Source organism: Streptomyces akebiae (assembly GCF_019599145.1).
GTDB classification, from domain to species: Bacteria; Actinomycetota; Actinomycetes; order Streptomycetales; family Streptomycetaceae; genus Streptomyces; species Streptomyces akebiae.
Genome location: NZ_CP080647.1, coordinates 8,543,155 through 8,567,341, shown reverse-complemented (window position 1 = coordinate 8,567,341; position 24,187 = coordinate 8,543,155). Strand labels below are relative to the sequence as shown.

Below are 24,187 nucleotides of genomic sequence, written 5' to 3'. Positions count from 1 at the left end.
GAGGCTCAGCCTACGCGCAACCGCCCCTGCCTCAGCGCCAGGGTTCAGATACTGAGCGGAGGGTGGCCGCGGTCGCCACCGCCGCCGTCACCGCCTCGTGGCCCTTGTCCTCGTTCGAGCCCTCGATGCCCGCGCGGTCCAGGGCCTGCTCCTCCGTGTCGCAGGTCAGTACGCCGAAGCCGACGGGGACTCCGGTGTCGACGGAGACCTGGGTGAGGCCCTGGGTGACGCCCTGGCACACGTACTCGAAGTGGGGGGTGCCGCCGCGGATGACGACACCGAGGGCGACGATCGCGTCGTAGCCGCGTCCGGCCAGGACCTTGGCGACGACGGGGAGTTCCCAGCTGCCGGGGACCCGCAGGAGGGTCGGCTCGTCGATGCCCAGGTCGCGCAGGGCACGCAGGGCGCCCTCGACGAGGCCGTCCATCACCTTCTCGTGCCACTGGGCCGCGATGACCGCGACGCGCAGGTCGCCGCAGTTGCGTACGGACAGTTCGGGTGCGCCCTTGCCGCTCACGTTGCTCCTTGGTTCTGAAAACGCTGTGCTTGAAACTCGTACTCGCTGGTCCTACTGGTTGCCGCAGGTGGACGCGGTGGTCGTGTCCAGCCAGGGCAGGTCGTGGCCCATCCGGTCCCGCTTGGTGCGCAGGTAGCGGAGGTTGTGCTCGCCCGCGCGGACGGGCATCGGCTCGCGGTCGGTGACGTCGAGGCCGTGCCGGACGAGGGCGTCGGTCTTCTCGGGGTTGTTGGTCATCAGGCGCAGACTGCGCACACCCAGGTCCCGCAGGATCTGCGCCCCGGCGCCGTAGTCGCGGGCGTCGGCGGGCAGGCCCAGTTCCAGGTTGGCGTCGAGGGTGTCACGGCCGAGTTCCTGGAGTTCGTACGCGCGCAGCTTGGACAGCAGTCCGATGCCGCGTCCCTCGTGGCCGCGCAGGTAGACGACGACGCCGCGGCCCTCGGTGGCGATGCGCTGGAGGGAGGTCTGCAGCTGGGGGCCGCAGTCGCAGCGCAGCGAGTGGAAGATGTCGCCGGTGAGGCATTCGGAGTGGACACGGACGAGGACGTCCTCGCCGTCGCCGATCTCGCCGTGGACGAGGGCGACGTGTTCGACGCCGTCGACGGTGGAGCGGTAGCCGTAGGCCGTGAAGTCACCGAAGGCGGTGGGGAGTTGGGTCTTCGCCTCGCGCCTGACGGTGGGCTCGGAGTCACGGCGGTAGGCGATCAGGTCCTCGATGGAGATGATCGTCAGGCCGTGCTTGCGGGCGAACGGGATCAGTTCGGGCAGGCGCAGCATGCGGCCGTCCTCGCCGGCGATCTCGACGATCGCGCCGGCCGGGCGCAGGCCCGCGAGGCGGGCGAGGTCGACGGCGGCCTCGGTGTGGCCGTCACGCACGAGCACCCCGCCGGTGCGGGCGCGCAGCGGGAAGATGTGGCCGGGGCGGACGAAGTCGCCGGGCTCGGCGGTGCCGCTCGCCAGGAGTTGCAGGGTGGTGGCGCGGTCGGAGGCGGAGATGCCGGTGGTGACGCCGTGCTGGGGGCCCGCGTCGACGGTGACGGTGAAGGCGGTGCGCATGGACTCGGTGTTCTGCTGCACCATCTGCGGCAGTTCGAGCCGGTCCAGCTCGTCGCCCTCCATGGGGGCGCAGATCATGCCCCGGCACTCGCTCATCATGAAGGCGATGATCTCGGGGGTGGCCTTCTCGGCGGCGATGACGAGGTCACCCTCGTTCTCGCGGTTCTCGTCGTCCACGACCACGACGGGCCGGCCCGCCGCGATGTCGGCGATGGCCTGCTCGATCGGGTCGAGCCCGAAGTCCTCGATGCCGTCGGTGCTGTACAGGATCGGCGCCGTGCTCATGCGGGAGCTCCTTCCAGGGCGGGCTTGCGGGAGCGCAGCCACCAGTCGCGCATGCCCCACAGGACGAGCGCGCCGTAGATGATGTAGACGAATCCGGAGAACGCGTAACCGTTGGCGAAGTTGAGGGGTACGCCGACGAGGTCGACGAGCAGCCAGGCGAACCAGAACTCGACCATGCCGCGCGCCTGGGCGTACATGGCGACGATGGTGCCGGTGAAGATGTAGGCGTCCGGCCAGGGGTCCCAGGACAGGGTCGGGAAGGCGGTGAAGAGGCCACCGACGGCGAGGGTGCCGAGCACGGCGCCGGCGACCAGGTAGCCGCGCTCGCGCCAGGTGGCGAAGCGCGGGGTGATGGCACCGTCCGCGGACTGCCCCTTCGTGCGGTTCCACTGCCACCAGCCGTACGCGGCGACGGCCATGACGATGACCTGCTTGCCGGCACTGCCGGTGAGGTGGCCGACGAAGGCCCCGAAGAGGACCAGGCCGGAGAGGAACTGCACGGGCCAGTTCCAGATGGAGCGGATCGCGCCGAGGGCGAGGGCGATCAGCCCGAGGATGTTGCCGATCATGTCCGACCAGAGGATCTGCTGGCCGAAGGCGGTGAAGGCGACGGCGTTCAGGGAGTTCACTGTCCCGCTCCCCGGGTGCCCGCCGCCCCCTGGCTCCCGAGCAGGCGCTCGACGTACTTGGCGATGACGTCGACCTCCAGGTTCACCGGGTCGCCGGGCTGCTTGCGGCCGAGTGTGGTCAGGTCGAGCGTGGTCGGGATGAGGCTGACGGTGAAGTAGTCGGGGCCCGCGTCGACGACGGTGAGGCTGATGCCGTCGACGGTGATCGAGCCCTTCTCGACCACGTACCGGGTGAGGTCCGCCGGGAGCGAGATCTTGACGATCTCCCAGTTCTCGGACGGCTTGCGCTCGATGACCTGGCCGGTGCCGTCGACGTGCCCCTGCACGATGTGCCCGCCGAGGCGCTCACCGACGGCCATCGGGCGTTCGAGGTTGACGCGGGAGCCGACGCCGAGGGCGCCGAGGCTGGAGCGTTCGAGGGTCTCCGCCATGACGTCGGCGGTGAACCAGTCGTCCTCGTGCTCCACGACCGTGAGACAGACACCGTTGACGGCGATGGAGTCGCCGTGCTTCGCGCCCTGGGTGACGACGGCGCCGCGCAGACGGAAGCGGGAGGAGTCGCCGAGATTCTCGACGGCGGTGACCTCACCCAGCTCTTCGACGATTCCGGTGAACACTTCCCGGGTCCTCCTGCCTCGTGGGGCACGGACTCCGGGGCTGTCGAAGACGACAGACAGAGCGGACCACGGCACAGGGAGCGACGCCGTGTGGAAGACCCACCCCTGTCGAGGTAGGCCAAAAACAGACGGCGGCGCGCACGAATGCCCGCCCGCCGCGCACTGCCTCCCATCCGGACTTTAACCGTCGGTCCAGGAATTTCACCTGGTCAACCGGCCGCTGGAAGCGACCGGGTCGCGGACTGTAACCGCCGGTTCGGACTTTCACCGACCCCGGAGTGCGCTGCTTCTGGTACATGGCCAGTGTGCCACGCCCGGTCTGCACCCATGCGGGTGAGGGCTGTGGGGTGGCTCACAGACAACATCACTGGACTTCTCCGGCGGGCAGCGACGCCCTTCGACTATTACTGACCAAGGGTCAACTTCCGTGACGGGGACTCCACTCGAAGGGGTCATGACCCATTGACCAGCTTGGTCTAGTCCTTTTAAAGTCTGCGGTCGCGGTACCCGCCTCGAACGGCCCGGCGGCGGTGACGACGGCCCTTGCCCCGCCGCCGGGTCCCCCGCACTGCCGGCCCGGGCCGGGACCCGCAAGCTGGAGTCGTGGGACGGCAGCCGAGCGGGGCGGTTCCGACCGCCTTCCGCCGCGCCCGTTCCCGTCGACGAGTCGCGTCGACGCGAAGGGGATGGACAGCATGACCACGATCCTGGTGACCGGTGGCACCGGCGTCCTCGGCCGGCCCGTCACCGAGCGGCTGCGGGCGGACGGACACGACGTGCGGGTGCTCAGCCGGCACGCGCGGACGTACGCCGTCGATCTCGTCGCGGGCGGGAGCGGGCTGGACGCGGCCGTGGCGGGGGTGGACACGGTCGTGCACTGTGCGACCTCGCCGCGCGGCGGCGACGAGAAGGCGGCGGAGCATCTGATCGAGGCGGCGCGGCGGGCCGGGGTACGCCATCTGGTCTACATCTCCATCGTCGGCGTGGACCGGGTGCCGCTCGGCTACTACCGGTCCAAGCTGGCCGTCGAGCGGATGGTCGAGGGGTCCGGCCCCGGCTGGACGATCCTGCGCGCCACCCAGTTCCACGATCTTCTCGTGCTGCTCTTCCAGAGTCTCTCCAAGCCGCCGGTCATGATGCTTCCCGCCGGGGTGAGCGACCAGCCCGTCGCCGTCACCGAGGTCGCGGACCGTCTGGCGGAACTGGCCGTGGGCGCCCCCGCCGGCCGCGTCGACGACATGGGCGGCCCCGAGATCCTCACCTTCCCCCAGCTGGCCCGCGCCTACCTGACGGCCACCGGTCGCCGCCGCCCCCTCCTGAACGTCCCCCTGTTCGGCAAGGCCTACCAGGGCTTCAGGGACGGCGGTCACCTCACCCCGGGGCGGGCCGTGGGACGGGGGACGTTCGCGGAGTACCTGGAGCAGCGGTTCGGGGCGAGGCCGGGCTGAACGTCCGAGCTGGGGGTGTTTCGAAAGTCCTGTGCGGTGCCCGCGGTGTCCGGTGCGTGCTCTCGGCGTGCCGGACGAAAGCCCTCGTACCGGACGTACTTGGGGTTTCGGCCGGTGCGGCGGTGGGGGTCCCTCCCGCTCGAGCGGAGCCGAGAGTGGGGGAGCGTGCCGGGCGCCGTGGATGCTGTGCGGGACCTCCGAAATACCCCCTAGCGCGCGGGCGGTCCGAACAAGTCGTCCTGGGCCGTCTCCCGGGCCATGAGCAGCGCGCCGCGCAGTACGGCGGCCCCGCCGAGGCCGCCGGCCCTGACCTCGGTCGGTAGCGGCGACATCGCCGCCAGCCGCCTCCCCACCCTGACGGCGAGCTCCTCCCCACCGGCCTGCCCGACCTCACCGCCGAGCACCACACAACCGGGGTCGAGCACGGCGACGACCGAGGCCACGCCGATGGCCAGGCGGTCGGCGAGGGCGTCGAGGAAGGCGGTGTGGGGGGTGGCCGGCGACGAATTCGCCGCGCCGTCCACCGCGAGGGCGGTCGCCGCGCGCACCAGCGTCGCCGCGTACGGCTCGTGCGTCGCGGCCTCGGCCGTGACGCCGTGTGCGGCGGCCAGCGCGACCACCGCCGCCGCGCCACCGAGGGAGTGGAAGCCGCCCTCGCAGTCGACGGCCGAGGGGACCGTGGCCGTCCCCGGGACGGGGAGGAAGCCGATTTCTCCGGTGCCGCCGGAGGCACCGCGCCGGAGGTGGCCGTCGAGGACCACTGCGGCGCCGGTGCCGAGGCCCAGCCAGAGGAGGACGAAGGTGTCGCGGTCGCGGGCGGCGCCGTCCCGCTGTTCGGCGAGCGCGGCGAGATTGGTCTCGTTCTCCACGAGGACGCGGGCGGGGAGCCGTTCGCCGAGGGCGGCGACCAGGCGTCGATGCCATGCGGGGAGGCCGCTGGAGTCGCGGAGTTCGCCGGTGGCCGGGTCGATCAGACCGGGGGCGCCGACCGCCACCGTGTGCAGCCGGTCGGCGCCCGCCTCCTTGGCGGCGCGCTCGACCAGGGCGACCGCCTGTTCCACCGCGGGCCCGGTGCCGGCGTCGTCCGCGATCGGGACGGACGCCCGCGCCAGCTCCGTACCGATCAGGTCGGCCACGACGACCGAGACCCCCTCGGTGCGGACATCGAGCGCGGCGAGGTGCGCGCGGTCCGCGACGATGCCGTGAACGCGGGCGTTGGGCCCCCGCCGCTGCTCCCCGGACTCCCCCACGACCTCGATCAGCCCGGCGGCCGTGAGGCGCTCCACCAGGTCGGCGACGGTGGGCCGCGACAGACCGGTGAGCTGCTTCAACTGGCCTGCCGTCAGCGGCCCTTCCTGCTGCAGCAGCCGCAGGGCGAGCCGGTCGTTGATGGCTCGGGCGGTGCTGGGTGATGCGGGCATGGCGGGATCCTCCCAGATGGGCGGCACGACCGGGCGCTCGGCCCAGGGGCGCCTGCTCCCCGCCTCGCTCCCTATCTATCAGGCAGGGTTCCTGATAGTTTACGTCGGCACTACGGGTCCGCGTGGGCCGAGGGCTTCGTGGAAACCGGAGGGTCGAGGACGGCGGACGGGCGGCTGGGCGCCGAGCGGTGGGGTGGGCGACAGGCCGACCGCATCATGGGGCGGGGGATCCCCGAGACGTCGGGAGCGTCGCCGGCGAGGGCCGGGCGCACCGTCGTCCCACAACGGCCGCGGGCGAGCGCCTGTGCTCTCTCGGCGGAGCGCAAGCGGGCGCGGCGCCCTCGCGGCGCACCGAGGATGAGGATTCAGGGAGGCGGAGAATGAGTGCGGTGATCCACGAGCAGCGCGAGGTGAGGCGGGCACGGTACGCCGTGGCGGCCGTGTTCGCGGTGCACGGCGCCGTCACCGGCTCGTTCGCGACCCGCGTGCCGTGGATCCAGGACCATGCGGGGGTCAGCGCGGGCCAGCTGGGTCTCGCCCTGGCCTTCCCGGCGATCGGCGCCTCGCTGGCGATGCCGCTCGCGGGCCGGATCAGTCACCGGTTCGGCGCCCGTACGGCGCTGCGCGGACTGCTCTCGCTGTGGACGCTCGCGCTGGTCCTGCCCTCCCTCGCGCCGAGCCTCTGGACGCTCTGCCTCGCGCTGTTCGTGTACGGCGCCTCGGCGGGCATGGCGGACGTCGCCATGAACGCGCTCGGCGTCGAGGTCGAGAGCCGCCTCGGGAAGTCGATCATGTCGGGCCTGCACGGCATGTGGAGCGCGGGCGCCCTCGTCGGCTCGGCGGGCGGCACCCTCGCCGCGCACCTCGGATCGGACGCCCGGCTGCACCACGCGCTCGCGGCGGTCGCGCTCACCGCCCTCGGGCTGGTCGCCTGCCAGTGGGTACTGGATCTGCGGCCCACCGAGGACGAGGAGCCGCCGCCCCGGTTCGCGCTGCCGCCGAAGTCGGCGCTGCTGATCGGCGCGGTCGGGTTCTGCGCGGTGTTCGCGGAGGGGGCGGCCCTGGACTGGTCGGCGGTCTATCTGCGGGACCAGTTGGAGACCTCGGCGGGGCTCGCGGCGGCATGCACCACGGGGTTCATGCTGACCATGGCGGTGGCCCGGCTGGCGGGCGACTCGGTGGTCGACCGCTTCGGCTCGGTCCGTACCGTCCGGGCCAGTGGTGTCCTGGCCGCGGTCGGCGGAGTCCTCATCGTCGTCGCGAACGAGCCGGCGGTCGCGATGACCGGGTTCGCCCTGATGGGCCTCGGCATCGCGGTCGTCGTACCGCTCTGCTTCGCCGCCGCGGGCCGCAGCGGGCCGAACCCCAGTCAGGCCATCGCGGGGGTCGCGACCATCACGTACACCTCCGGGCTGGTCGCGCCGAGCGCGATCGGCGGTCTGGCGCAACTGACCAGCCTGGTCGTGTCGTTCGGCCTGGTGACGGTGCTGGCCTGTGGCCTGGTCGCCTTCGCGGGCGTCCTGCGCACCAGCGAGAGGGACCGCCCCCAGGTGTCCCGGCCGAACGTGACGCTTCCCGATCCGAAGGGCTGATCCGGCCGCCCCCGACCGCCGGCCCTCCCTGCCTCACCGGCCCCACCACCGAACGCCGCTCACCCCGGGACCGGCCCGCTCGCCCCGGGACCGGCCCGCTCGCCCCGGGACCGGCCCGCTCACCCCCGCGCCAGCTCGTACGCGTACCCCGGTGAGAACGTCCCCGCCCTCCCCCGGCAGCCGTCGGACTCGCCGGGCAGTTTCACCCACAGGTAGGCGTGGACGCCGGGCTCGCCGGTGGTGAGCGTGGGTGGGCGGCCGAGGCCGCGGCCGCTGGGGTCGCACCACTCACCGTCGGCCGGGGCGCCGTTGCCGTTGCGGCTGGTGTCGATGACGGCGCCGAGACCGGGGGGAGCGCCGAGTGCGTCGAGGACCCTACGGGTGTAGGCGACCTCCGATTCCGTGCGGTTGAAGTTCGAGACGTTGCTGAAGACACCGTCGGAGCCGTCGGGGTCGGCGGCGCCCGCCTGTCGCAGGAGCGCGGCCTGCTTGCCCGGGGTGTTCCATGCGGAGTGCCCGGCGTCGTAGTAGACGCGGGCGCCCGGGTTGGCCGCCTTGACGACCCTCCCCGCGCGGGCGAGCGAGGCGAAGCGGTCGGTGCGGCCGGCGGCAGCGAGACAGTCGGACTGGGCGATCGCGTCCGGTTCCAGGATCACGATGACGTCGTCCGAGCCGAGTCCGGCGGCGAACGCGTCGATCCAGGCGTCGTACGCGTCCAGGCTCCGCGCCCCGCCCTGCGAGGCACCGCCGCAGTCGCGGTCGGGGATCGCGTACGCCACGAGGACCGGTACCTGGTCCCGCGCGGCACCCCCGGAGGCGACCGCCGCGACCTGCGCGGTGACGACGGCGGGCGTGGGGTCGGTGAACCAGACGGCCGCGGGGCGGTCGGCGATGCCGGTCTCGATGGCGGCGCCGCGCGGGTCGTCGGGGTGGTCACGGACCCAGTCGAGGACCTGGGAGTCGGGATGGCGGTAGAGCACGCCGGGGCCGGTCCCAGGTGCCGCACGCCGTTCGGTCCGCTCCGCCGACGGCCGCACACCGGCCTTCACGGAGGGGCCGGGCGAGTTCGAGGGCGGCGGCGAGGTCCGCCGCGGGGAGGAGCCGTCCGCACCCGGCCCGGCCTTTCGGGTGGGACCGGAAGGACCGGAAGGGCCGGAAGGGCCGGAAGGGCCGGAAGGGCCGGAAGGGCCGGAAGGGCCGGAAAGGGTGGCGGGGTCGGACGGCGGACCCCCTGCGCGGCTCGTCAGCGGCCGGGCCTCGTCGGCGGTTCTCTCACCGCCCATCGCCGCCACCATGCCGGTGATCGTCCCGACGACGGCCACGATCGCTGCCGCGGCCGTCATGACGCCGCGCCTCGCCGCCCGCCGGCGTTCGGCTCGGCGTGCGGACAGACGCTGGGCGCGTAAGCCTGACACGTGGTGCTCCCCCCCTGCTCCCCGGACCGCGCTCCGTCGGCTTCCCGGCACTTCCCGCCGCGCCCGCGTTACCCCGTTCCGGGGACGCGCCGGACACGGCGGCACCGGTGTCAGCGTAGGCCTGCGACCCTGCCCCCTATGGCGCAGTGGGAACAATTCACCAATTCCGTGGACTCGACGGACACCTCCGTGGACCTGGTGGAGGTGAGGGAGGCGGCGGACACGGCAGCCGGGTCCGACGCCGTGGACACGGTCGTCTCCCGCATGCGCGCCCTGGACGCGACTCTTCCCGCACGGGACGGGATCGCCGTCTTCAACTGCGTCTACCTCGCCGTCACGGAGGCCATCGGCCGGCGCCTGGACACGGGGCACTTCCCGGACGCCGAGGCCGCGATCACCCTGGACGTGCTCTTCGCCGAGCGGTATCTGAGGGTCGCCGAGGGCGGCCGCGCACCCGCGTGCTGGCGGCCGCTGCTGCAGTTCCGGCGCCATCCCGGGGTACAGCCGCTGCAGTTCGCCCTCTGCGGCATCAACGCGCACATCGGGCACGATCTCGCGCTGGCCGTCGTGGACACCTGTCGTACGCTCGGCTGCGAACCAGCCGATCTGGAGGACGAGTTCGAGCAGGTGGGCGATGTCCTCGTCTCGCTGGAGGAACGTATCCGCGAGGAGCTGATGCCGGGTCCCGATCTTCTCCAGATCGCGGATCCGCTCACCCATCTGCTCGGCGCGTGGAGCCTGGAACGCGCGCGCGAGGCCAGCTGGTCGGCAGCCCGCGCGCTGTGGGCGCTGCGCGCGCTGCCCGATCTGGCCGAGGAGTTCGCCCACCGACTGGACGCGGCGGTGGGCCTCGCGGGCCGCATGCTGCTGACCCCGATGCCCGAGAGGGCCGACTGCCGCTCTCTCATGTGAACGTCATACGTTCGACTGGGGAACATGCGGCGGTACGGCATCGGAAACGCCTCAGTCCTCCGGGAGTTCGACGGGGGCGATCGTGTCGTAGACGTCTCCCGGACCGGGGTTGGTCGCGTCCGTGGTGCCGCCGAAGTGGTGCATGACCCCCCAGACCGCGTTGAGCGCGGTCTGGATCGCGCCCTCCGCCCAGCCTGCCGTCCAGGAGATGTCGTCGCCTGCGAGGAAGATGCCCCGCTTGTCGTCGGGCAGCCGGTCCTGCATGAAGTGGGTGAACAGGCGCCGCTGGTAGCGGTAGTGGCCGGGCAGGTTCGCCTTGAACGCGCCCATGAAGTAGGGCTCGTTCTCCCAGGAGACGGTCACCGGGTTGCCGATGACATGGCTGCGGATGTCGACGTTCGGGTAGATCTCGCCGAGCGACTTCAGCATGACCTCCATCCGCTCGTTCGCCGACAGCGGCAGCCACTTCAGGCTGTCGTCGCACCAGGTGTAGGAGAGGCAGATGACGGCGGGCCTGTCCGGGCCGTCGTCGAGGAGGTAGGTGCCGCGCGTCATACGGTCGGTGAGCGTCATCGACATGACGTCACGGCCCGTCGGATTCCCCTGGTCGTCGACGGCCTTGTCGAGCCAGAACGGCCGGTCGACGGGCACGAAGAGCTTGCTGGACTCCATGTAGTGCGTCCGCTCGATGGCCGTCCAGTGGTCGATCGGGAAGAGCGAGTCGTCGCAGGCGATCTTCGACAGCAGCATCCAGGACTGGGCGGTGAAGATCGCCGCCCGGTACGTACGGATGTCACCGTTCGCGTCCGTCACGGTGATCCGGTTGCCGGCGGTCCGCTGGAGCCGGGTCACGGCGGGCCGCGGCTCCCCCGCGGCGTGCAGGGACCTCAGCGAGGTGCCGTACGGCCAGTGCACGATCTTCTCGGGCTCACGCTCCCAGAGCCGCAGCGGGAGTTGCTGGCTGCCGCCGACGATGCCGCGGTGGTGGTCGTCGGCCTCGGTGTAGACGACGCGCAGGATCTCCAGGATGGAGTTGGGGAAGTCGGTGTCCCAGCCGCCGGTGCCGAAGCCGACCTGGCCGAAGATCTCGCGGTGCCGGAAGGACTTGAAGGCCTCGGAGTCGCAGAGGAAGCCGTAGAAGGTCTGGTTGTCGAGCCGTTCGACGAGCTTCGCCCAGATCTCCCGGATGCGCGGCAGGTCCCGCTCACGCAGCGCCCGGTTCATGTCGGAGAAGTCGGCGCCCTCTTCGAGGCAGGCCTTCCAGGCGGCGGCCACGTCCCGGTAGACCTGCGGCAGGTCGTCGATGGTCTCGGCGTAGTGGGACTCGCCCTTGAGGTCGACGACGGTCGACGGCGTGGCCTCCGCGAGGGGGTTGGGGAACGGACGGGTCTCCAGACCCGCCAGGTCGATGTAGTGCTGCAGAGCCGTGGAGGACGGCGGGAAGCGCATCGCCCCCATCTCGGCGGTGAGCGAGGGATCGCACCCGTCGAACCCGACCGTCCGCAGGCGCCCGCCGATCCGGTCGGCCTCGTAGACAACCGGCTTGAGCCCCATCTTCATCAGCTCGTACGCCGCCACGATGCCGGACAGTCCACCACCGATGACCGCGACCTCACAGCCGTGCTCGGTGGCCGGTATCTGGCCCAGACCGGCCGGGTGGGCCAGGAAGTCGTCGTACGCGTACGGGAAGTCCGGGCCGAACATGGTGATCGGCGGCTGCTGCTCGTCTGCGTGCTCGACGGCGTTGGGCACGGTGGACGTCATGGGGTACGGACTCCTTGCGGCGAAACGGGTGTGCGAAGTGGGGCGGGGCTCAGACGAGGGAGCCGTAGAGCCCGGGGCGGCGGTCCTGGAGATACGGGTTCGCCTCGCGGGAGGCCGCGAGGAAGGCGGGGTCGACCTCGGCGAGGACGAAGTCCTCCCCGCGTCCGGCGCGGGTGCGCGCGATCCCGTCCGGCCCGGCCAGTGTGGAGAGCCCGACGAAGTCGAACTCCCCTTCGCGGCCGACCCGGTTGACGTACGCGACGTACATCTGGCTCTCGAAGGCCCGCACCGGGATCATCGACTCGGCGACGAACTGGAACGGATGCATCTGGGCCGTCGGCACCACCAGCAGATCCGTGCCGGCGAGGGCGTGGGCGCGGACGTTCTCCGGGAACTCCACGTCGTAGCAGATCAGGATCCCGACGCGGAGCCCGCCCAGTTCGACCTGGACGACGCTCCGCTCTCCCGGCGTGAAGTGGTCGCGCTCGAAGCAGCCGAAGAGGTGGGTCTTGCGGTAGTTCGCCAGCCGGACGCCGTCGGCGGAGACGAACTGCGCCGAGTTGTGGACCGCCTCACCGGCGCGCTCCGGGTATCCGTAGACGATCGCGACCCCGTGCCGCCCCGCGATCTCGGCGACCGCGTCGGCCGAGTCGCCGTCGGCCGCCTCGGCGAGCCGCGCGATGTCGTCCCCGATCGCGTACCCCGTCAGGAACATCTCCGGTGCCACCACCAGCCCGGCCCCCGCCTCGGCGGCCCGCCCCACGGCCTCGTCCAGCACCTTCAGGTTCCCGACGACCGAGCCGGGCCGGCCGGAGCTCTGGAGCAGGGCGGTACGCATGCGTGTTCCTCACCGGGACAAAGGGGGATTCGGGGGCCAGGAAGACGGTACGGCCGCCGCGCCGAACCGGACAAGCGGCGGCCATTGCGCACCGATGGGGGATTCGTTGCGTGCGGGACGGACCGCACGACGATTCGTTGCGCGGCCCTCACACCCCCTCCCCCTAGTACTCCAGCAGTACTTCGTGGCTTGACCTGGGGAAACGTCGAGCGGTGGGAGTGTAGCGGGCGGGAAGTCGTCACGGACGGCTTCTGCCCGCACGCCCCTCGAAGGAGTGCCCCCGACGTCGGTAGTGGCAGCGGCGGGCCACCGCTTGGCGTCGTCGGCGCCAGTGCGACCAGCTCAACACGTGAGTGAGGGTGTGAAGGTCTCGGGGTGTGTGAGCTGCCAGGAGTCGCCGCACTTCTGCCACGGTGAGCTCGATGACCGCGGCATCCTCACCGGTGGATCCCCTTTTTCGGCTGCTCGCGCGCTCATCGCAACGAGGAAGGTGTGGGCGAGCATGGCCAGGGTGATGTGCCGGTACCAGCCCACGTAGCGGCGGACTTCGTACTCGTCCAGGCCGCACTCGTTCTTCGCTGCCTGGAAACACTCTTCGATCGCCCACCGGGCGCCAGCGACGCGCACCAGTTCGTCCACACCGACATCCAGCGGTGCGTAGCCGAGGTAGTAGGCGATCTCGTCCGGCCGACTCAAGCTGCGCCGTGCCAGCGCCCACCGTCGACGGATCAACACGCCGCCCTGGTGGTCGTACTCGACCACTGGGCGCAACTTGACGGCTGCCCAGTCGTATTCGCGCTGTCCCTTTGCGCCCGCGCCGCAGGAACGGCGTTCCCATGCCTGGTCGGGGGCCTGCTCGAAGGCCTTGTCGATGCGTGGGCCGGCCAGGGAGAACTGGGACTTGGGGACGGCCAGGACGTAGCCGACGCCGGATGTTTCCAGCATCCGGCGGAAGCGGTTGTCCTGTCCGTAGGCGGCGTCCGCCGTGACCCAGGCGACCGGCAGTGGCGAGGCCAGAGCTCTGCGGACGATCGTTGCCGCGAGGGTGTTCTTGGTGGCGAACTCCCGCTCGTCGGGGATCTTGGCGGCGCGGCATCGGTCACGGTCGTCCGTCCAGGACTTGGGCAGGTAGAGCTCCCGGTCCACCAGGGCGCGGCCGACTGTGCTGGTGTAGGCGGCGAAGACGCCGATCTGGCAGTTCTCGGTACGGCCGGCGGTGCCGGAGTACTGCCGTTGGACTCCGGCGGATGTAGTGCCCTTCTTCAGGAACCCGGTGTCGTCGATGATCAGTACCCCGTCGGGGCGGCCAAGGTGTTCGGCGACGTAGGTCTGCAGGTCGTCGCGGATGTCGTCGGGGTTCCAGCGGGCTCGGGAGAGCAGGTGCTGCAGGCCGTCCGGGGTGGCGTGGCCAGCGTGTTCGGCAAGTTGCCAGCTGTTTTTCGGGCCACCGGGGCGAGCAGTGCGCGCACGTAGTCCCGCATGCGGCGGCGTGGTTCGACACGGCCGAAGTGGCGCCCGATGGTGGTGAAGAGGTGGTCCAGGTCGCGGTCCCAGGTCTCGGCTGCCTGTTCTGTGATCACGACCGGAGGCTTCCCAGGCCCGGGGCGACCTTGCCATCGGGGGCACTCCTTCGAGGGGCGTGCGGGCAGAAGCCGTCCGTGACGACTTCCCGCCCGCTACACTCCCACCGCTCGACGTTTCCCCAGGTCAAGCCACGAAGTACTGCTGGAGTACTAGGCGCCCTTACGCGCCCCTCCGCGCCACCAGCACACCCGCCGTCACGAGATACGGCACCGCGAAGACGGCGAACGCGACCCCGTGCGCATGCCCCGCACCGATGGCGGCGTAGGCCGCGAAGACGGCGACCGTCGCCGTCTCGGTCCCCATGCTCGCCACGGACGTCAGCGTCGCCCGCCGCGCCCCCTCGATGCGGTCCTGCAACCGCGCGTCGGCGAGCACATTGACCAGCTGGAAGCCCCCGAAGGCGACGGCGACGAGCCCGATGCCGGCCGGGGTGCCCAGCAGCGCCCCCACGGCCAGTGCGACCGCCGAGCCCGCCAGCACCACCCCCAGCCCGGCCGTGCCCAGCCGCTCCCCCGCCCCGGTCAGCAGGCTGCCGACCGCCGGCCCCACCCAGATCACCAGCAGCAGATACGGCACGGTCTGTTCGGCCACCCCGGTCTCCCGGACCAGCAACGGCGTGTACTCGTCGAGCGCGCCCCAGACGGCCCCGACGGCCGGCACGAGAAGCATCGCTCCGCGTACGGAACGGTCCCGGCGGACCTCGGTGAGCCCCGCCCGCAGGGTGGAGAGGGTCGAGGCGTGTTTCGGCCCCGGCACCGCTGCCCGGTGTTCGGGGAACCGCGTGGCCGCCATCGAGGTCAGCACACAGACCAGGACGCTCGCCGCGCCCACGGCCGGGTATCCGCCGAGGTCGAGGACCGGTCCGGCCAGCGCCATCGCCGCCATCACGGCGACCATCCCGACCGCTTGGGCCCGACCGACGACCCGGGCGTACCGGTCGGCCGCGCCCAGCCGGTCGAGTTCGTCGTAGACCAGCGCTTCCAGCGCACCGGAACCGAGGGCGCCCCGCACCCCCCACAGGACGAACCCGAGGGCGAAGGCCCAGTACGAGGGAGCGATCAGCCACAGCGCGAAGCCGACGGCGGTCAGCAGCGGCCCCACCCACAGCAGCAGACGCCGGGAGACGGCGTCGGCCCAGGCGCCGGACGGCACCTCCAGCACGATCCCGGTGACGGACCACAGGGCGAACAGCGAGGAGATCTGCCAGATCGACAGCCCGGTGTCGCTGAACAGCAGCGCGTACACCGGGTAGAGCAGCACGAAGTCGTCGAGGAACGCGTACCCGTACAGCGTGGCCGTGAGCCGCCGGACACCACTGGTCGCGGCACCGGGCGCACGCGCAGGTGAGAGAGTCATGAGGCCTTCCCGAAGGAGCGAATCGGACGTCGTCGAAGCGGCGTCCGAGGCGGTCCTCGGGAGGCGCGGCGGGTGGATCAATGTCGCCAGGTCATGGCACCGATGTTAGCCGGGCCGCCTCGCCCGGCCCAGGGGGTTTTCGGGGGTCACTCCCGGACCACGGGGTCCAGCGCGAACGTGGTGATCACCGCGGCGTGGTCCGACGGCCAGTCGTTGTCCGCCACGTCCGGCCAGGTCCGGGGGACGCCGCCGACATGGGTCCGGGAGTCGAGGACCGCGAGGCCCCGGTGCAGGACGAAGTCGATCCGGTCCTGCGGCTCGGGCCGGCCGCTGCCGTCCTCGTGCTCGACGTGGATGGGCGACCAGGTGTGGCCGGGCTGCCGTACGGGGTCGGGGTGGACCTCCCGGTAGGAGTCGCGGAGGCCGCTCGCCTCGGCGGCCCTGGTCACCGGCCAGTCGACGTGCGGCCGGTCGAGGTGCGAGGGGCTGTTGAAGTCACCGACGAGCACGACCGGCACCGCGGGCACGGTGTCGTCGACCCGGCGCAGGCAGTCCCGCAGCTGGGCGAGCCGCACCTCCTCGTGCGCGATCAGCTCGGCGGCGGGCAGCCCGTCGAACGCGGCCTCGTAGGGTCCGTACGGCTGGTGGTCGAGGTGGACCGTCCAGATGTCGACCTCGGCGCCGGAGTCGGTCCTGATGCGGACGCCGGCGGCCCCGTAGAAGCCGACGTCGGGGTCGCCGAGGCGGGCCGTGATCGGGTGTCGGCTGATGATGCCGAGGTTGTCGCCGGCCCTGTGGTGGTGCCAGCCGAGGGCGTCGGCGAGTTCCTGGGCGGCGGTGCCGTACGTCTCCTGGAGGCCGACCACGTCGACACCGGTCTCGGTGATCACTTTGAGCTGCTTGGCGCGGTGGTCGCGCACCTTGGTGCCGCCGTACCAGAGGTTCCACGTCATCACGCGCAGGGCGGGACCGTCGGGCGCGACCAGCCGGCGCAGGCTCGCCGGAGTCACGGCCTGAAGGCTCTCCCGTACGGTCCGCCCCGGAGCCTCCTCGATGGGGGCGAGCGAGGGAACGGCGAGGACCACGCAGCCCGCGGCCTCCGCGGAGGTGACCCCGGTCGTGGTGTCCTCGACCGCGACACAGGCGGCGGGGTCGACGCCGAGGGCGCGGCAGGCGGCGAGGTAGGGGTCGGGGGCGGGTTTGGTGTGCTCGGTGTCGTCGGCGGTGACGGAGACGGCGAACAGGTCGCGGCCGAGGACGTCGAGGACGGTGTCGGCGACGGCGCGCGGCGACGCGGTGACCAGGGCGGTGGGGACGCCCTCGCGGGCCAGGGCCCGCAGCAGCTCCAGGGCGCCCGGGCGGGGCACGATCCCGGTACGGACCCGGTCGGCGAACTCCCGGTGCAGTTCGGCGGCGAGCGCGGCCCCGTCGGCGCCGGTGCGGGCGGCGAGCCAGTCGGCGGTGTGCTCGACGGGGCGGCCCAGGACGTCAGGCTGGTCAGCCTCGGTCAGCGCGCGTCCGAGGCCGGCGGCCACCTCTGCCACCGCCTCCCACCACAGCCGCTCGGTGTCGACGAGCGTGCCGTCCATGTCGAACAGGGCGGCCTGGAGCGCGGATCGGGACAAGGGACCCTCTTTCCGTGGGGGCGTCGGTTCCGTGAGGCGTCGGTTCCGTGGGTGTCGGGGCGGAAGCCCGGTTGTGGGGGGCAGGGCGGCCGTGTCTCAGCGGGTGGGGCGCGCGGCGACGAGCACCGGCCGCGCGGGGAGGCTCACGGTCACGGAGCTCCCGGCGCCGAGGGCCGCCGCCTCGTGGGTGGGCAGGTCGGCCTTGACCTCGGTGCCGTCGGCGAGCCGTACGGTGAGGCGGGTGGCGGCGCCGAGGAACGCGGATGCGACGACCCGGGCGTCACCGGTGTCGTCCGGCCGCACGGCGACCGTCTCCGGCCGGACGAGGACGTCGACCTCCGGGGTGGTCGGCGCCGTCCCGTCGACGGGCAGCCGCATGCCCAGCACCTCGACCGTCGTCCCGTCCAGCCGTCCCGGGATGCGGCTCATGGTGCCGACGAACTCGGCGACGAAGGCGGTGGCCGGGCGGCCGTACAGCTCGACGGGCGTGGCGCACTGTTCGAGCCGTCCGGCGTGCATGACAGCGACCCGGTCGGCCATGGACAGGGCCTCCTCCTGGTCGTGCGTCACGAAGAGGGTGGTGATGCCCAGCTCCTGCTGGAGTCGGCGGATCTCCTCGCGGAGGGTGAGCCGCACCTTGGCGTCGAGGGCGGAGAGCGGCTCGTCGAGCAGCAGCACGCGGGGGCGCAGCGCGAGCGCCCGGGCGAGCGCGACGCGCTGCTGCTGGCCGCCGGAGAGCTGGTGGGGGTATTGGGCGCCCTTGTCGGCGAGGCCCACGAGGTCGAGCAACTCGGCTGCGCGGGACCGCCGTTCGGCCGTGCGCACCTTGCGCATGCGCAGGCCGAAGGCCACGTTGTCGAGGGCGCTGAGGTGCGGGAAGAGGCTGTACGACTGGAAGACCATGCCGGCGTCGCGCCGGTGGGCGGGGACGCGGGTGACGTCCTCCCCGTCGACCAGCACCTCGCCGGCGTCGGGGTGTTCGAAGCCGGCGAGCATCCGCAGGGCGGTGGTCTTGCCGCAGCCGGAGGGGCCGAGCAGGGCGAGCAGTTCGCCGGGACGGACGGTCAGGTCGAGGCCGTCGAGGGCGACGGTGGCGCCGAACTCCCGGCGCAGCCCACGGAACTCGACGGTGGCGGCGGTGTCGGCCGCGGTCTTCTCAAGCACGGTCATGGTTCATCCCCCGGAGGCGGAAGCGGTTCGGGTACGTCCGCCGAAGGAGGCGAGCGCGAGGAGCATGGCCCAGGTGACGAGCAGGCTGAGCACCGAGACGGCCACGGACAGCTGGGCCTGCGAGCCGCTGACGTTGACGATCCACACGGCGAACGGCCGGAAGCCCAGCAGTTGGGCGACGGTGAACTCGCCGAGGACGAGCGCCAGGGTGAGGAAGGCGGAGTTGAGCAGTGCCCCGCGCAGGTTGGGCAGCACGGCCCGCACCAGCGCCTGCGGCCAGTTCGCCCCGCAGCTGCGGGCGGCCTCCACGAGGGTGCGTACGTCCATGGCGCGCAGCCCCGCGTCCAGCGCCCGGTGCACGAAGGGCAGCGCCATCACGACGTAGGCGAGGACCAGGACGATGGGGAAGTCGGGGTTCTGGACCGCGACGAAGGTCTGGAACAGCGGGGTGCGGGAGAGGTGTTCGGGCCCCCACTTGAGCACGGTGCCGAGGCCGGCGACGAACGCGATCGGCGGCACCACCAGCGGCAGTGCGCACACCACCTCCACGACGGGCCGCAGCCTGGGGGCGCCGAGCCGCAGCGCGACCATGGCGGGCACCATCAGCAGCAGCACGACGGCGATGGTCGCGGCGGCCAGCTCCAGGGAGAGCAGCAGGCTGGTCACGAAGCCGTCGGTGCCGAGGATCTGGCTGTAGGCGTCGAAGGTGACGCCCTCGCCGGGCACATCGACCGTGAAGATCACGGAGGCGGCGAGCGGGACGAGGAAGTACAGCCCGGCGCAGGCGAGGACGAGCGGGCGCCACAGAGCGGGGCGGCGCGTCGCCGGGCGTCCCGGGGTCAGGCCAGCCATCGCGCACTCCGTCGTTGCAGGGGCAGGTAGACGGCCATGACAAGCCCGGCGATCAGGACCATGTCGAGGCTGAGGGCGAGCGCCACGTTCTCCTGGCCGACGAGGACGTTGCCGGAGATGGCGTCGGCGATCTGCAGGGTGACCAGTGGGATCGAGCTGCCGACCATGGCCGCGGCGGTGGCGTACGCGGCGAAGGCGCTGCCGAAGAGCAGCACGAGCCCGCCGAGCAGCGAAGGCGCGAGGACGGGCAGGGCCACGTGGAGCCAGTACTGGAGGCCGGTGGCGCCGTTGTTCTGGGCGGCCTCCCGCCACTGGACGCGCAGTCCGTCGAGGGCGGGGGTGATGGTGAGAACCATCAGCGGGATCAGGAAGTACAGGTAGACGATGACCAGTCCCCAGAAGCTGTACAGGTCCCAGCCCTTGTCCGTCAGGCCCAACTGCCTGGTCAGCACACCGGAGTTGCCGAGGGTGGCGACGAACGCGAAGGCGAGCGGGACTCCGCCGAAGTTGGCGAGCACCCCGGAGGCGGTGAGCACGGCCTCGCGCAGCGCGGGGAAGCGGGAGGTCACCACGGCCTGGGCGAGCGGCAGCCCCAGGACGGCCGCGAGCCCGGCCGCGACGGCGGACAGCTTCACACTGCCGAGCATGGCCGTGAGGTAGGCCCCCTGCACGGAGGCCGTCATGTTCGCGGTGGTGTAGGACGTGGCGCCCGTGGCCGGGTCCTTGACGGTGAACGCGCCGTTCAGCATGGCGACGGCGGGCAGTCCGAAGGCCAGCGCGACGAAGGCCAGCAGCGGAACCACGGCGAGCCATCCGCCGCGGCGGGGCCGCCGCTTCACGGAAGCGGCGGCCACGAGTGCCGGGTCGGCCTCGGTGACGACGGCGGTCACCCGGAGACCGCCTTGGCCCAGCCCTGCGCGAGCGCGTCCTTGGCCTTGGTCTGCTGCTCCTCGGTCGGGAACTCGGGGGTGCCCGACACCTTCGGCAGCTTGGCCGCGGCCTTCTCGTCCAGCGTGCCGGCCTTCTCCATGGCGGGCATCAGGGCCGGGCGGGCGTAGCCGGCGAGCCACAGGTTCTGGCCCTCGGCGCTGTAGAGGTACTCCTGCCAGAGCCGGGCGGTGGCCGGGTGCGGGGCGTCCTTGTTGATGGCCTGGGAGTAGTACTGCGAGAACTTGCCGTCCTCCGGGACGACGACCTTCCAGTCGACGCCCTTGGACTTGAACTCGTCGGCGTACCCGGCGTTCAGGTAGTCCCAGTCGATGCTGATGGGCGTCTCGCCCTTCTCGACGGTCGCCGGTGTCGACTCGACGGGCGTGTAGTTGCCGTTCTTCTTCAGCTCGGCGAAGAAGTCGAGGCCGGGCTGGATGTCGTCGAACGAACCGCCGCTCGCCAGGGAGGCCGCCCAGACGCCGCCGAAGGCCGAACCGGACTTGGTGGGGTTGCCGTTGAGCGCGACCTGCCCCTTGTACTTCGGCCGCAGCAGGTCGGCGAAGGTCTCCGGGCACTCCTTGACCCGCTTCGCGTCGCACCCGATGGATATGTAGCCGCCGTAGTCGTTGTACCACTGGCCCTTCGGGTCCTTCTGGCCCTCGGGGATGTCGGCGAAGGCGGCCACCTTGTACGGCGCGAGCAGCCCCTGCTGGGCGGCGCTGATGGCGAAGGAGCTGCCGAGGTCGAGCACGTCGGGCGCGCGGTCCTGGCCCTTGCGCGAGGTGACGGCGTTGATCTCGTCCTGGCTGGCGCCGTCCGGGTTCTCCACCTCGATCTCGATGCCGTACTTCTTCTCGAAGCCGTCGATCAGCGCGCCGTAGTTGGCCCAGTCGCGGGGCAGGGCGATCGCGTTGAGCTTGCCCTCCCGCTTGGCGGCGGCGACCAGCGCGTCCATGCCGCCGAAGTCTTCCGCCGAGGTCGCGGTGGCCGCGTTGACGCCGTCGTCGGTGGTCGTGGTCTCGGGTGCCGCGCCACAGGCGCTGAGGGTGAGTACTGCGGCGGCGAGGGCGCCGCCGATGACGGCGGTTCTCGGCGGGAAGAGGTTCACGGGCTCTCCAGGGGTACGCGCAGGGACGATCTGGGTGGAGCACTTGTCTGAACAAGTTGGCCTCATTAGGTCCGCGCTTCATATCACGCGCGTAAACAGCGGCGAAATACTCGTGCACGTTTTCCCGCACAAACACCGGCCGGAGGGAGTGTTGGGCGACCTCTTCCCCACCTCGTTAGGCTGGTCGCGCTGCACACAGCGGACGAACGGAGGGGGACCATGGCGGCGCGACACGAGGAGATCGCCGAGGAGTTGCGGCGGGCGATCGACCGTGAGGAGTACACGGTGGGCAGTCTGCTGCCGCCGGAGACCGAACTCGCGGCCCGCTACGGCGTCTCGCGCGGCACCGTCCGCCAGGCGGTGGCGACCCTGACCGCGGAGGGCCTCATCGGTTCACGTCAGGGTGCCCGCCGTGTGGTCCTGGCCGGCCGCCGCAGCCAGAGCTTCGCGGAGCTGCGCAGCTTCGCCCAGTGGGCGCGCGCGATGGGCCGCGAGGCGACGGGCCGGGTCATCGCCCAGGAGTACCGGACGGCCGCCGCGGAGGACCGCGTACGCCTCCAGCTCGCCCCGGGCGCCCGGGTCCTGCACGTGCTGCGGCTGCGCGGGCTCGACGGGCAGCCCGTCCTGCTGGAGCGCACGGTCTACGCCGACTGGATCTCCCCGGCCGTCGAGCCCATCGAGGCGGACTGCCCCTCGGTGACCCAGCGCCTGCTCGACGACACGGGTCTGGTCTTCGCCTACGGGGAGCACGTCATCGACGCCGTGGCGGCCGGCGCCCGGGACGCCGAGCTCCTCACCGTGCGCCGCACCAGCCCCCTCCTGCGGGTCCGGCGGGTCACCACCACCCGCGAGGGCCGCCCGGTGGAGTGGTCCGACGACCGCTACCGCCCGGACGCGGTGAGCTTCAGCGTGCACAACTCGATCGGCAACAACGCGTTGGCGAGAAAGACCGCGGAGTGACGTGAAGGCCCCGGCCCGCTCAGGGGCGCGGGGCCGCACTCTCAGGCGGGCGACCCGGAAGAGAACCGCCGCAGCAAAGGAGAAAGGACGAGCACGGACTTCGTCCGCTCCACGAACGGCTCCCCGGCGATCCGCTCCAACACCCGCTCGAAGTGCCGCATGTCCGAGGCGAAGACCTGCACCAGGGCATCGGCCTCGCCGGTGACGGTGGACGCGGCCACGACCTCCTGGTACCGCTCCAGCCCCCGTTGGATCGTCTCCGGCGAGGTGTTGCGCCGGCAGTAGATCTCGACGAACCCCTCGGTCTCCCACCCGAGCGCGGCCGGGTCCACCCGGACGGTGAAGCCGGTGATCGCCCCGGTCGCCCGCAGCCGGTCCACCCGCCGCTTGACCGCGGGCGCGGAGAGCCCCACGAGTTGGCCGATGTCGGAGTAGGAGCGGCGGGCGTCCTCGGCGAGGGCGTGCACGATGCGTTCGTCGAGATCGTTCAGCACTGCGGGTGGATCACTTCTCTGGAGTCGCGAGACGGGAACGGCGGTAGCCGTAACTGAAGTAGAACACGAGCCCGGCGGCCATCCAGACCCCGAAGACGACCCAGGTCACGGTGTCGAGGCTGCCCATCATCCAGACGCAGAACGCCAGTCCCAGGGCGGGCAGCACCGGCGACAGCGGCACCCGGAAGGTCCTCGGCATGTCGGGCCGCGTCCGCCGCAGCACCACGACCGCCACGTTGACCAGCGCGAACGCGAACAAGGTACCGATGCTCGTGGCGTCGGCGAGTTGCCCAAGCGGGATCGCGGCGGCGAGGACACCGCAGAACAGCGAGACGATCACGGTGTTGACGCGCGGCGTGCCGGTCCTCGGGTGGACCCGCGAGAACACCTTGGGCACGAGCCCGTCGCGGGACATGGCGAACAGGATGCGGGTCTGCCCGTACAGCACGGTGAGCACCACACTCGCGATGGCGATGACGGCCCCGGCCGCCAGCAGCGTGCCCCAGAACGCGTCCCCGGTGACGTCCTTCATGATCCCGGCGAGCGCGGCCTCGGACTCGCCGAACCGCTCCCACGGCCGCGCCCCGATCGCGACGGCGGCGACCAGCACGTACAGCGCGGTGACGATGACCAGCGACAGCATGATCGCGCGCGGCAGGTCGCGCTGCGCGTCCTTCGCCTCCTCACCGGCGGTCGAGGCCGCGTCGAACCCGATGTACGAGAAGAAGAGGGTGGCCCCGGCCGCGCTGACACCCGCCATGCCGAGCGGCATGAAGTTCTCGTAGTTGCCGGACCGGAAACCCTGGAGGCCGATGAGGCAGAAGAGCAGCAGGGCGGCGACCTTCACCACGACCATGATCGTGTTGGCTCGGGCCGACTCGCGGGCGCCGCCCAGCAGGAAGGCCATCGCCAGCAGGACGACGATCAGCGCGGGCAGGTTGAAGACGCCCCCGTCGCCGGGCGGCGCGGACAGCGCGGCCGGAATGGTCACGCCGAGGGTTCCGTCCAGCAGCTCGTTGAGGTACTCGCCCCAGCCGACGGCGACCGCCGACACCGACACCCCGTACTCCAGCACCAGACACCAGCCGCAGACCCACGCGACCAGCTCGCCCATCGTTGCGTACGCGTACGAGTACGAGGACCCGGAGACCGGGATGGTGCCGGCCAGCTCCGCGTACGACAGCGCGGAGAACAGCGCGGTGAGACCGGCGATCACGAAGGAGAGGGTGACAGCGGGACCGGCCTTGGGGACGGCCTCGCCGAGGACGACGAAGATGCCGGTGCCGAGCGTGGCGCCGATGCTGATCATCGTCAGCTGCCACAGCCCGAGGGAGCGCCGCAGCGACCCTCCCTCGCCCTGGCCACCCTCCGCGACCAGGCGTTCCACGGGTTTGCGGCGCATCAGCCGCGCCCCGACGCCTCCGGACGGCAGGGCGGGTCGATTCTCTCGCTGCGGGGGTGCGCCTTGGTCGAGCACGCGTGGCTCCTTCATCGCTGCCGGTCAGGGCGGGTGAGGACCGACAGCACCGAACAGCAGGGGGCCACCGAGCAGGAGGTCCCCGCCACGCCACGTACAGCGCCTGACCCTATGAGCCAGAGCTTCACGAGCGTAAT

General features: G+C 71.8%; 20 protein-coding genes, 1 pseudogene and 1 riboswitch. Of the genes and pseudogenes, 4 read left to right on the top strand and 17 right to left on the bottom strand.

Annotated elements, in window-relative coordinates; translation table 11 throughout:
* Positions 1 to 31: 31 nt before the first annotated feature.
* From ribH to K1J60_RS37185, 4 genes are read right to left on the bottom strand one after another with little or no spacing between them, the layout of a single operon-like run.
* Positions 32 to 517: a 6,7-dimethyl-8-ribityllumazine synthase gene (gene ribH / locus K1J60_RS37200; RefSeq protein ID WP_033532534.1), complete on the bottom strand. Its 486-nt coding sequence runs from the start codon at positions 515 to 517 to the stop codon at positions 32 to 34.
* A gap of 51 nt (positions 518 to 568) precedes the next feature.
* A complete protein-coding gene (locus K1J60_RS37195) occupies positions 569 to 1,858 on the bottom strand; it encodes a bifunctional 3,4-dihydroxy-2-butanone-4-phosphate synthase/GTP cyclohydrolase II (protein ID WP_220650046.1) in 1,290 nt (429 codons plus the stop codon).
* Complete coding sequence (locus K1J60_RS37190; protein ID WP_220650045.1) at positions 1,855 to 2,487, bottom strand: nicotinamide mononucleotide transporter family protein; 633 nt, start codon at positions 2,485 to 2,487, stop codon at positions 1,855 to 1,857. The genes K1J60_RS37195 and K1J60_RS37190 overlap by 4 nt, the downstream gene beginning before the upstream one ends.
* Entirely contained in the window at positions 2,484 to 3,104 is a 621-nt protein-coding gene (locus K1J60_RS37185) for a riboflavin synthase (protein ID WP_220650044.1), read from the bottom strand. The genes K1J60_RS37190 and K1J60_RS37185 overlap by 4 nt, the downstream gene beginning before the upstream one ends.
* A gap of 155 nt (positions 3,105 to 3,259) precedes the next feature.
* Positions 3,260 to 3,390, bottom strand: a riboswitch (FMN riboswitch).
* Between the two features lie 409 nt (positions 3,391 to 3,799).
* Between K1J60_RS37185 and K1J60_RS37180 the strand changes: the two genes are divergently transcribed.
* Positions 3,800 to 4,552, top strand: coding sequence for an SDR family oxidoreductase (locus K1J60_RS37180; RefSeq protein ID WP_220650043.1), 753 nt, complete (start codon positions 3,800 to 3,802; stop codon positions 4,550 to 4,552).
* 209 nt (positions 4,553 to 4,761) lie between these two features.
* Here K1J60_RS37180 and K1J60_RS37175 read toward each other — a convergent pair whose 3' ends face one another.
* A complete protein-coding gene (locus K1J60_RS37175; RefSeq protein WP_220650042.1) occupies positions 4,762 to 5,973 on the bottom strand; it encodes an ROK family transcriptional regulator in 1,212 nt (403 codons plus the stop codon).
* A gap of 380 nt (positions 5,974 to 6,353) precedes the next feature.
* Here K1J60_RS37175 and K1J60_RS37170 point away from each other — a divergent pair, with 380 nt between their 5' ends.
* Positions 6,354 to 7,565, top strand: a complete 1,212-nt coding sequence (locus K1J60_RS37170; RefSeq protein ID WP_220650041.1) for an MFS transporter — start codon at positions 6,354 to 6,356, stop codon at positions 7,563 to 7,565.
* Between the two features lie 119 nt (positions 7,566 to 7,684).
* On the opposite strand, the gene K1J60_RS37165 is transcribed toward K1J60_RS37170, so the two are convergent.
* Complete coding sequence (locus K1J60_RS37165) at positions 7,685 to 8,908, bottom strand: glycoside hydrolase family 6 protein (protein WP_220650040.1); 1,224 nt, start codon at positions 8,906 to 8,908, stop codon at positions 7,685 to 7,687.
* 210 nt (positions 8,909 to 9,118) lie between these two features.
* Here K1J60_RS37165 and K1J60_RS37160 point away from each other — a divergent pair, with 210 nt between their 5' ends.
* Positions 9,119 to 9,892, top strand: a complete 774-nt coding sequence (locus tag K1J60_RS37160) for a DUF5995 family protein (RefSeq protein WP_220650039.1) — start codon at positions 9,119 to 9,121, stop codon at positions 9,890 to 9,892.
* A 51-nt stretch (positions 9,893 to 9,943) separates the two neighbouring features.
* Here K1J60_RS37160 and K1J60_RS37155 read toward each other — a convergent pair whose 3' ends face one another.
* The 9 genes and pseudogenes from K1J60_RS37155 to K1J60_RS37115 all read right to left on the bottom strand — a co-directional run bounded on the left by K1J60_RS37155 (position 9,944) and on the right by K1J60_RS37115 (position 21,119).
* Positions 9,944 to 11,656: a flavin monoamine oxidase family protein gene (locus K1J60_RS37155; protein WP_220650038.1), complete on the bottom strand. Its 1,713-nt coding sequence runs from the start codon at positions 11,654 to 11,656 to the stop codon at positions 9,944 to 9,946.
* A gap of 49 nt (positions 11,657 to 11,705) precedes the next feature.
* Positions 11,706 to 12,494 (bottom strand): carbon-nitrogen hydrolase family protein, encoded by a 789-nt coding sequence (locus K1J60_RS37150; RefSeq protein ID WP_220650037.1) that lies wholly within the window; start codon positions 12,492 to 12,494, stop codon positions 11,706 to 11,708.
* 342 nt (positions 12,495 to 12,836) lie between these two features.
* Positions 12,837 to 14,074: pseudogene (locus K1J60_RS37145) on the bottom strand (IS701 family transposase).
* Positions 14,075 to 14,237: 163 nt separating this feature from the next.
* Positions 14,238 to 15,434 carry an MFS transporter gene (locus tag K1J60_RS37140; RefSeq protein WP_220650036.1) on the bottom strand — a complete coding sequence of 399 codons (1,197 nt, stop codon included), beginning with the start codon at positions 15,432 to 15,434 and terminating at the stop codon, positions 14,238 to 14,240.
* Between the two features lie 146 nt (positions 15,435 to 15,580).
* Positions 15,581 to 17,059 (bottom strand): HAD-IA family hydrolase, encoded by a 1,479-nt coding sequence (locus tag K1J60_RS37135; RefSeq protein WP_220650035.1) that lies wholly within the window; start codon positions 17,057 to 17,059, stop codon positions 15,581 to 15,583.
* 96 nt (positions 17,060 to 17,155) lie between these two features.
* Positions 17,156 to 18,229: an ABC transporter ATP-binding protein gene (locus tag K1J60_RS37130; protein ID WP_220650034.1), complete on the bottom strand. Its 1,074-nt coding sequence runs from the start codon at positions 18,227 to 18,229 to the stop codon at positions 17,156 to 17,158.
* 3 nt (positions 18,230 to 18,232) lie between these two features.
* Positions 18,233 to 19,081 carry an ABC transporter permease gene (locus tag K1J60_RS37125; RefSeq protein WP_220650033.1) on the bottom strand — a complete coding sequence of 283 codons (849 nt, stop codon included), beginning with the start codon at positions 19,079 to 19,081 and terminating at the stop codon, positions 18,233 to 18,235.
* Positions 19,069 to 19,971 (bottom strand): ABC transporter permease, encoded by a 903-nt coding sequence (locus tag K1J60_RS37120; protein ID WP_220650032.1) that lies wholly within the window; start codon positions 19,969 to 19,971, stop codon positions 19,069 to 19,071. The genes K1J60_RS37125 and K1J60_RS37120 overlap by 13 nt, the downstream gene beginning before the upstream one ends.
* Complete coding sequence (locus K1J60_RS37115) at positions 19,968 to 21,119, bottom strand: ABC transporter substrate-binding protein (RefSeq protein ID WP_220650031.1); 1,152 nt, start codon at positions 21,117 to 21,119, stop codon at positions 19,968 to 19,970. The genes K1J60_RS37120 and K1J60_RS37115 overlap by 4 nt, the downstream gene beginning before the upstream one ends.
* A gap of 219 nt (positions 21,120 to 21,338) precedes the next feature.
* Between K1J60_RS37115 and K1J60_RS37110 the strand changes: the two genes are divergently transcribed.
* Positions 21,339 to 22,079 carry a GntR family transcriptional regulator gene (locus K1J60_RS37110; protein WP_220650030.1) on the top strand — a complete coding sequence of 247 codons (741 nt, stop codon included), beginning with the start codon at positions 21,339 to 21,341 and terminating at the stop codon, positions 22,077 to 22,079.
* A 41-nt stretch (positions 22,080 to 22,120) separates the two neighbouring features.
* Here K1J60_RS37110 and K1J60_RS37105 read toward each other — a convergent pair whose 3' ends face one another.
* Both K1J60_RS37105 and K1J60_RS37100 read right to left on the bottom strand, forming a co-directional pair.
* A complete protein-coding gene (locus tag K1J60_RS37105) occupies positions 22,121 to 22,573 on the bottom strand; it encodes an Lrp/AsnC family transcriptional regulator (protein ID WP_033532545.1) in 453 nt (150 codons plus the stop codon).
* Positions 22,574 to 22,583: 10 nt separating this feature from the next.
* Positions 22,584 to 24,050, bottom strand: a complete 1,467-nt coding sequence (locus K1J60_RS37100) for an amino acid permease (RefSeq protein ID WP_220650029.1) — start codon at positions 24,048 to 24,050, stop codon at positions 22,584 to 22,586.
* Positions 24,051 to 24,187: the final 137 nt, after the last annotated feature.

What these genes read in the sequence shown, in the direction of transcription:
- K1J60_RS37195 (WP_220650046.1), bottom strand. Translation starts at nt 1,858, where the DNA reads ATGAGCACGGCGCCGATCCTGTACAGCACCGACGGCATCGAGGACTTC.
- K1J60_RS37180 (WP_220650043.1), top strand. Translation starts at nt 3,800, where the DNA reads ATGACCACGATCCTGGTGACCGGTGGCACCGGCGTCCTCGGCCGGCCC.
- K1J60_RS37175 (WP_220650042.1), bottom strand. Translation starts at nt 5,973, where the DNA reads ATGCCCGCATCACCCAGCACCGCCCGAGCCATCAACGACCGGCTCGCC.
- K1J60_RS37170 (WP_220650041.1), top strand. Translation starts at nt 6,354, where the DNA reads ATGAGTGCGGTGATCCACGAGCAGCGCGAGGTGAGGCGGGCACGGTAC.
- K1J60_RS37165 (WP_220650040.1), bottom strand. Translation starts at nt 8,908, where the DNA reads ATGACGGCCGCGGCAGCGATCGTGGCCGTCGTCGGGACGATCACCGGC.
- K1J60_RS37160 (WP_220650039.1), top strand. Translation starts at nt 9,119, where the DNA reads ATGGCGCAGTGGGAACAATTCACCAATTCCGTGGACTCGACGGACACC.
- K1J60_RS37155 (WP_220650038.1), bottom strand. Translation starts at nt 11,656, where the DNA reads ATGACGTCCACCGTGCCCAACGCCGTCGAGCACGCAGACGAGCAGCAG.
- K1J60_RS37150 (WP_220650037.1), bottom strand. Translation starts at nt 12,494, where the DNA reads ATGCGTACCGCCCTGCTCCAGAGCTCCGGCCGGCCCGGCTCGGTCGTC.
- K1J60_RS37140 (WP_220650036.1), bottom strand. Translation starts at nt 15,434, where the DNA reads ATGACTCTCTCACCTGCGCGTGCGCCCGGTGCCGCGACCAGTGGTGTC.
- K1J60_RS37130 (WP_220650034.1), bottom strand. Translation starts at nt 18,229, where the DNA reads ATGACCGTGCTTGAGAAGACCGCGGCCGACACCGCCGCCACCGTCGAG.
- K1J60_RS37125 (WP_220650033.1), bottom strand. Translation starts at nt 19,081, where the DNA reads ATGGCTGGCCTGACCCCGGGACGCCCGGCGACGCGCCGCCCCGCTCTG.
- K1J60_RS37110 (WP_220650030.1), top strand. Translation starts at nt 21,339, where the DNA reads ATGGCGGCGCGACACGAGGAGATCGCCGAGGAGTTGCGGCGGGCGATC.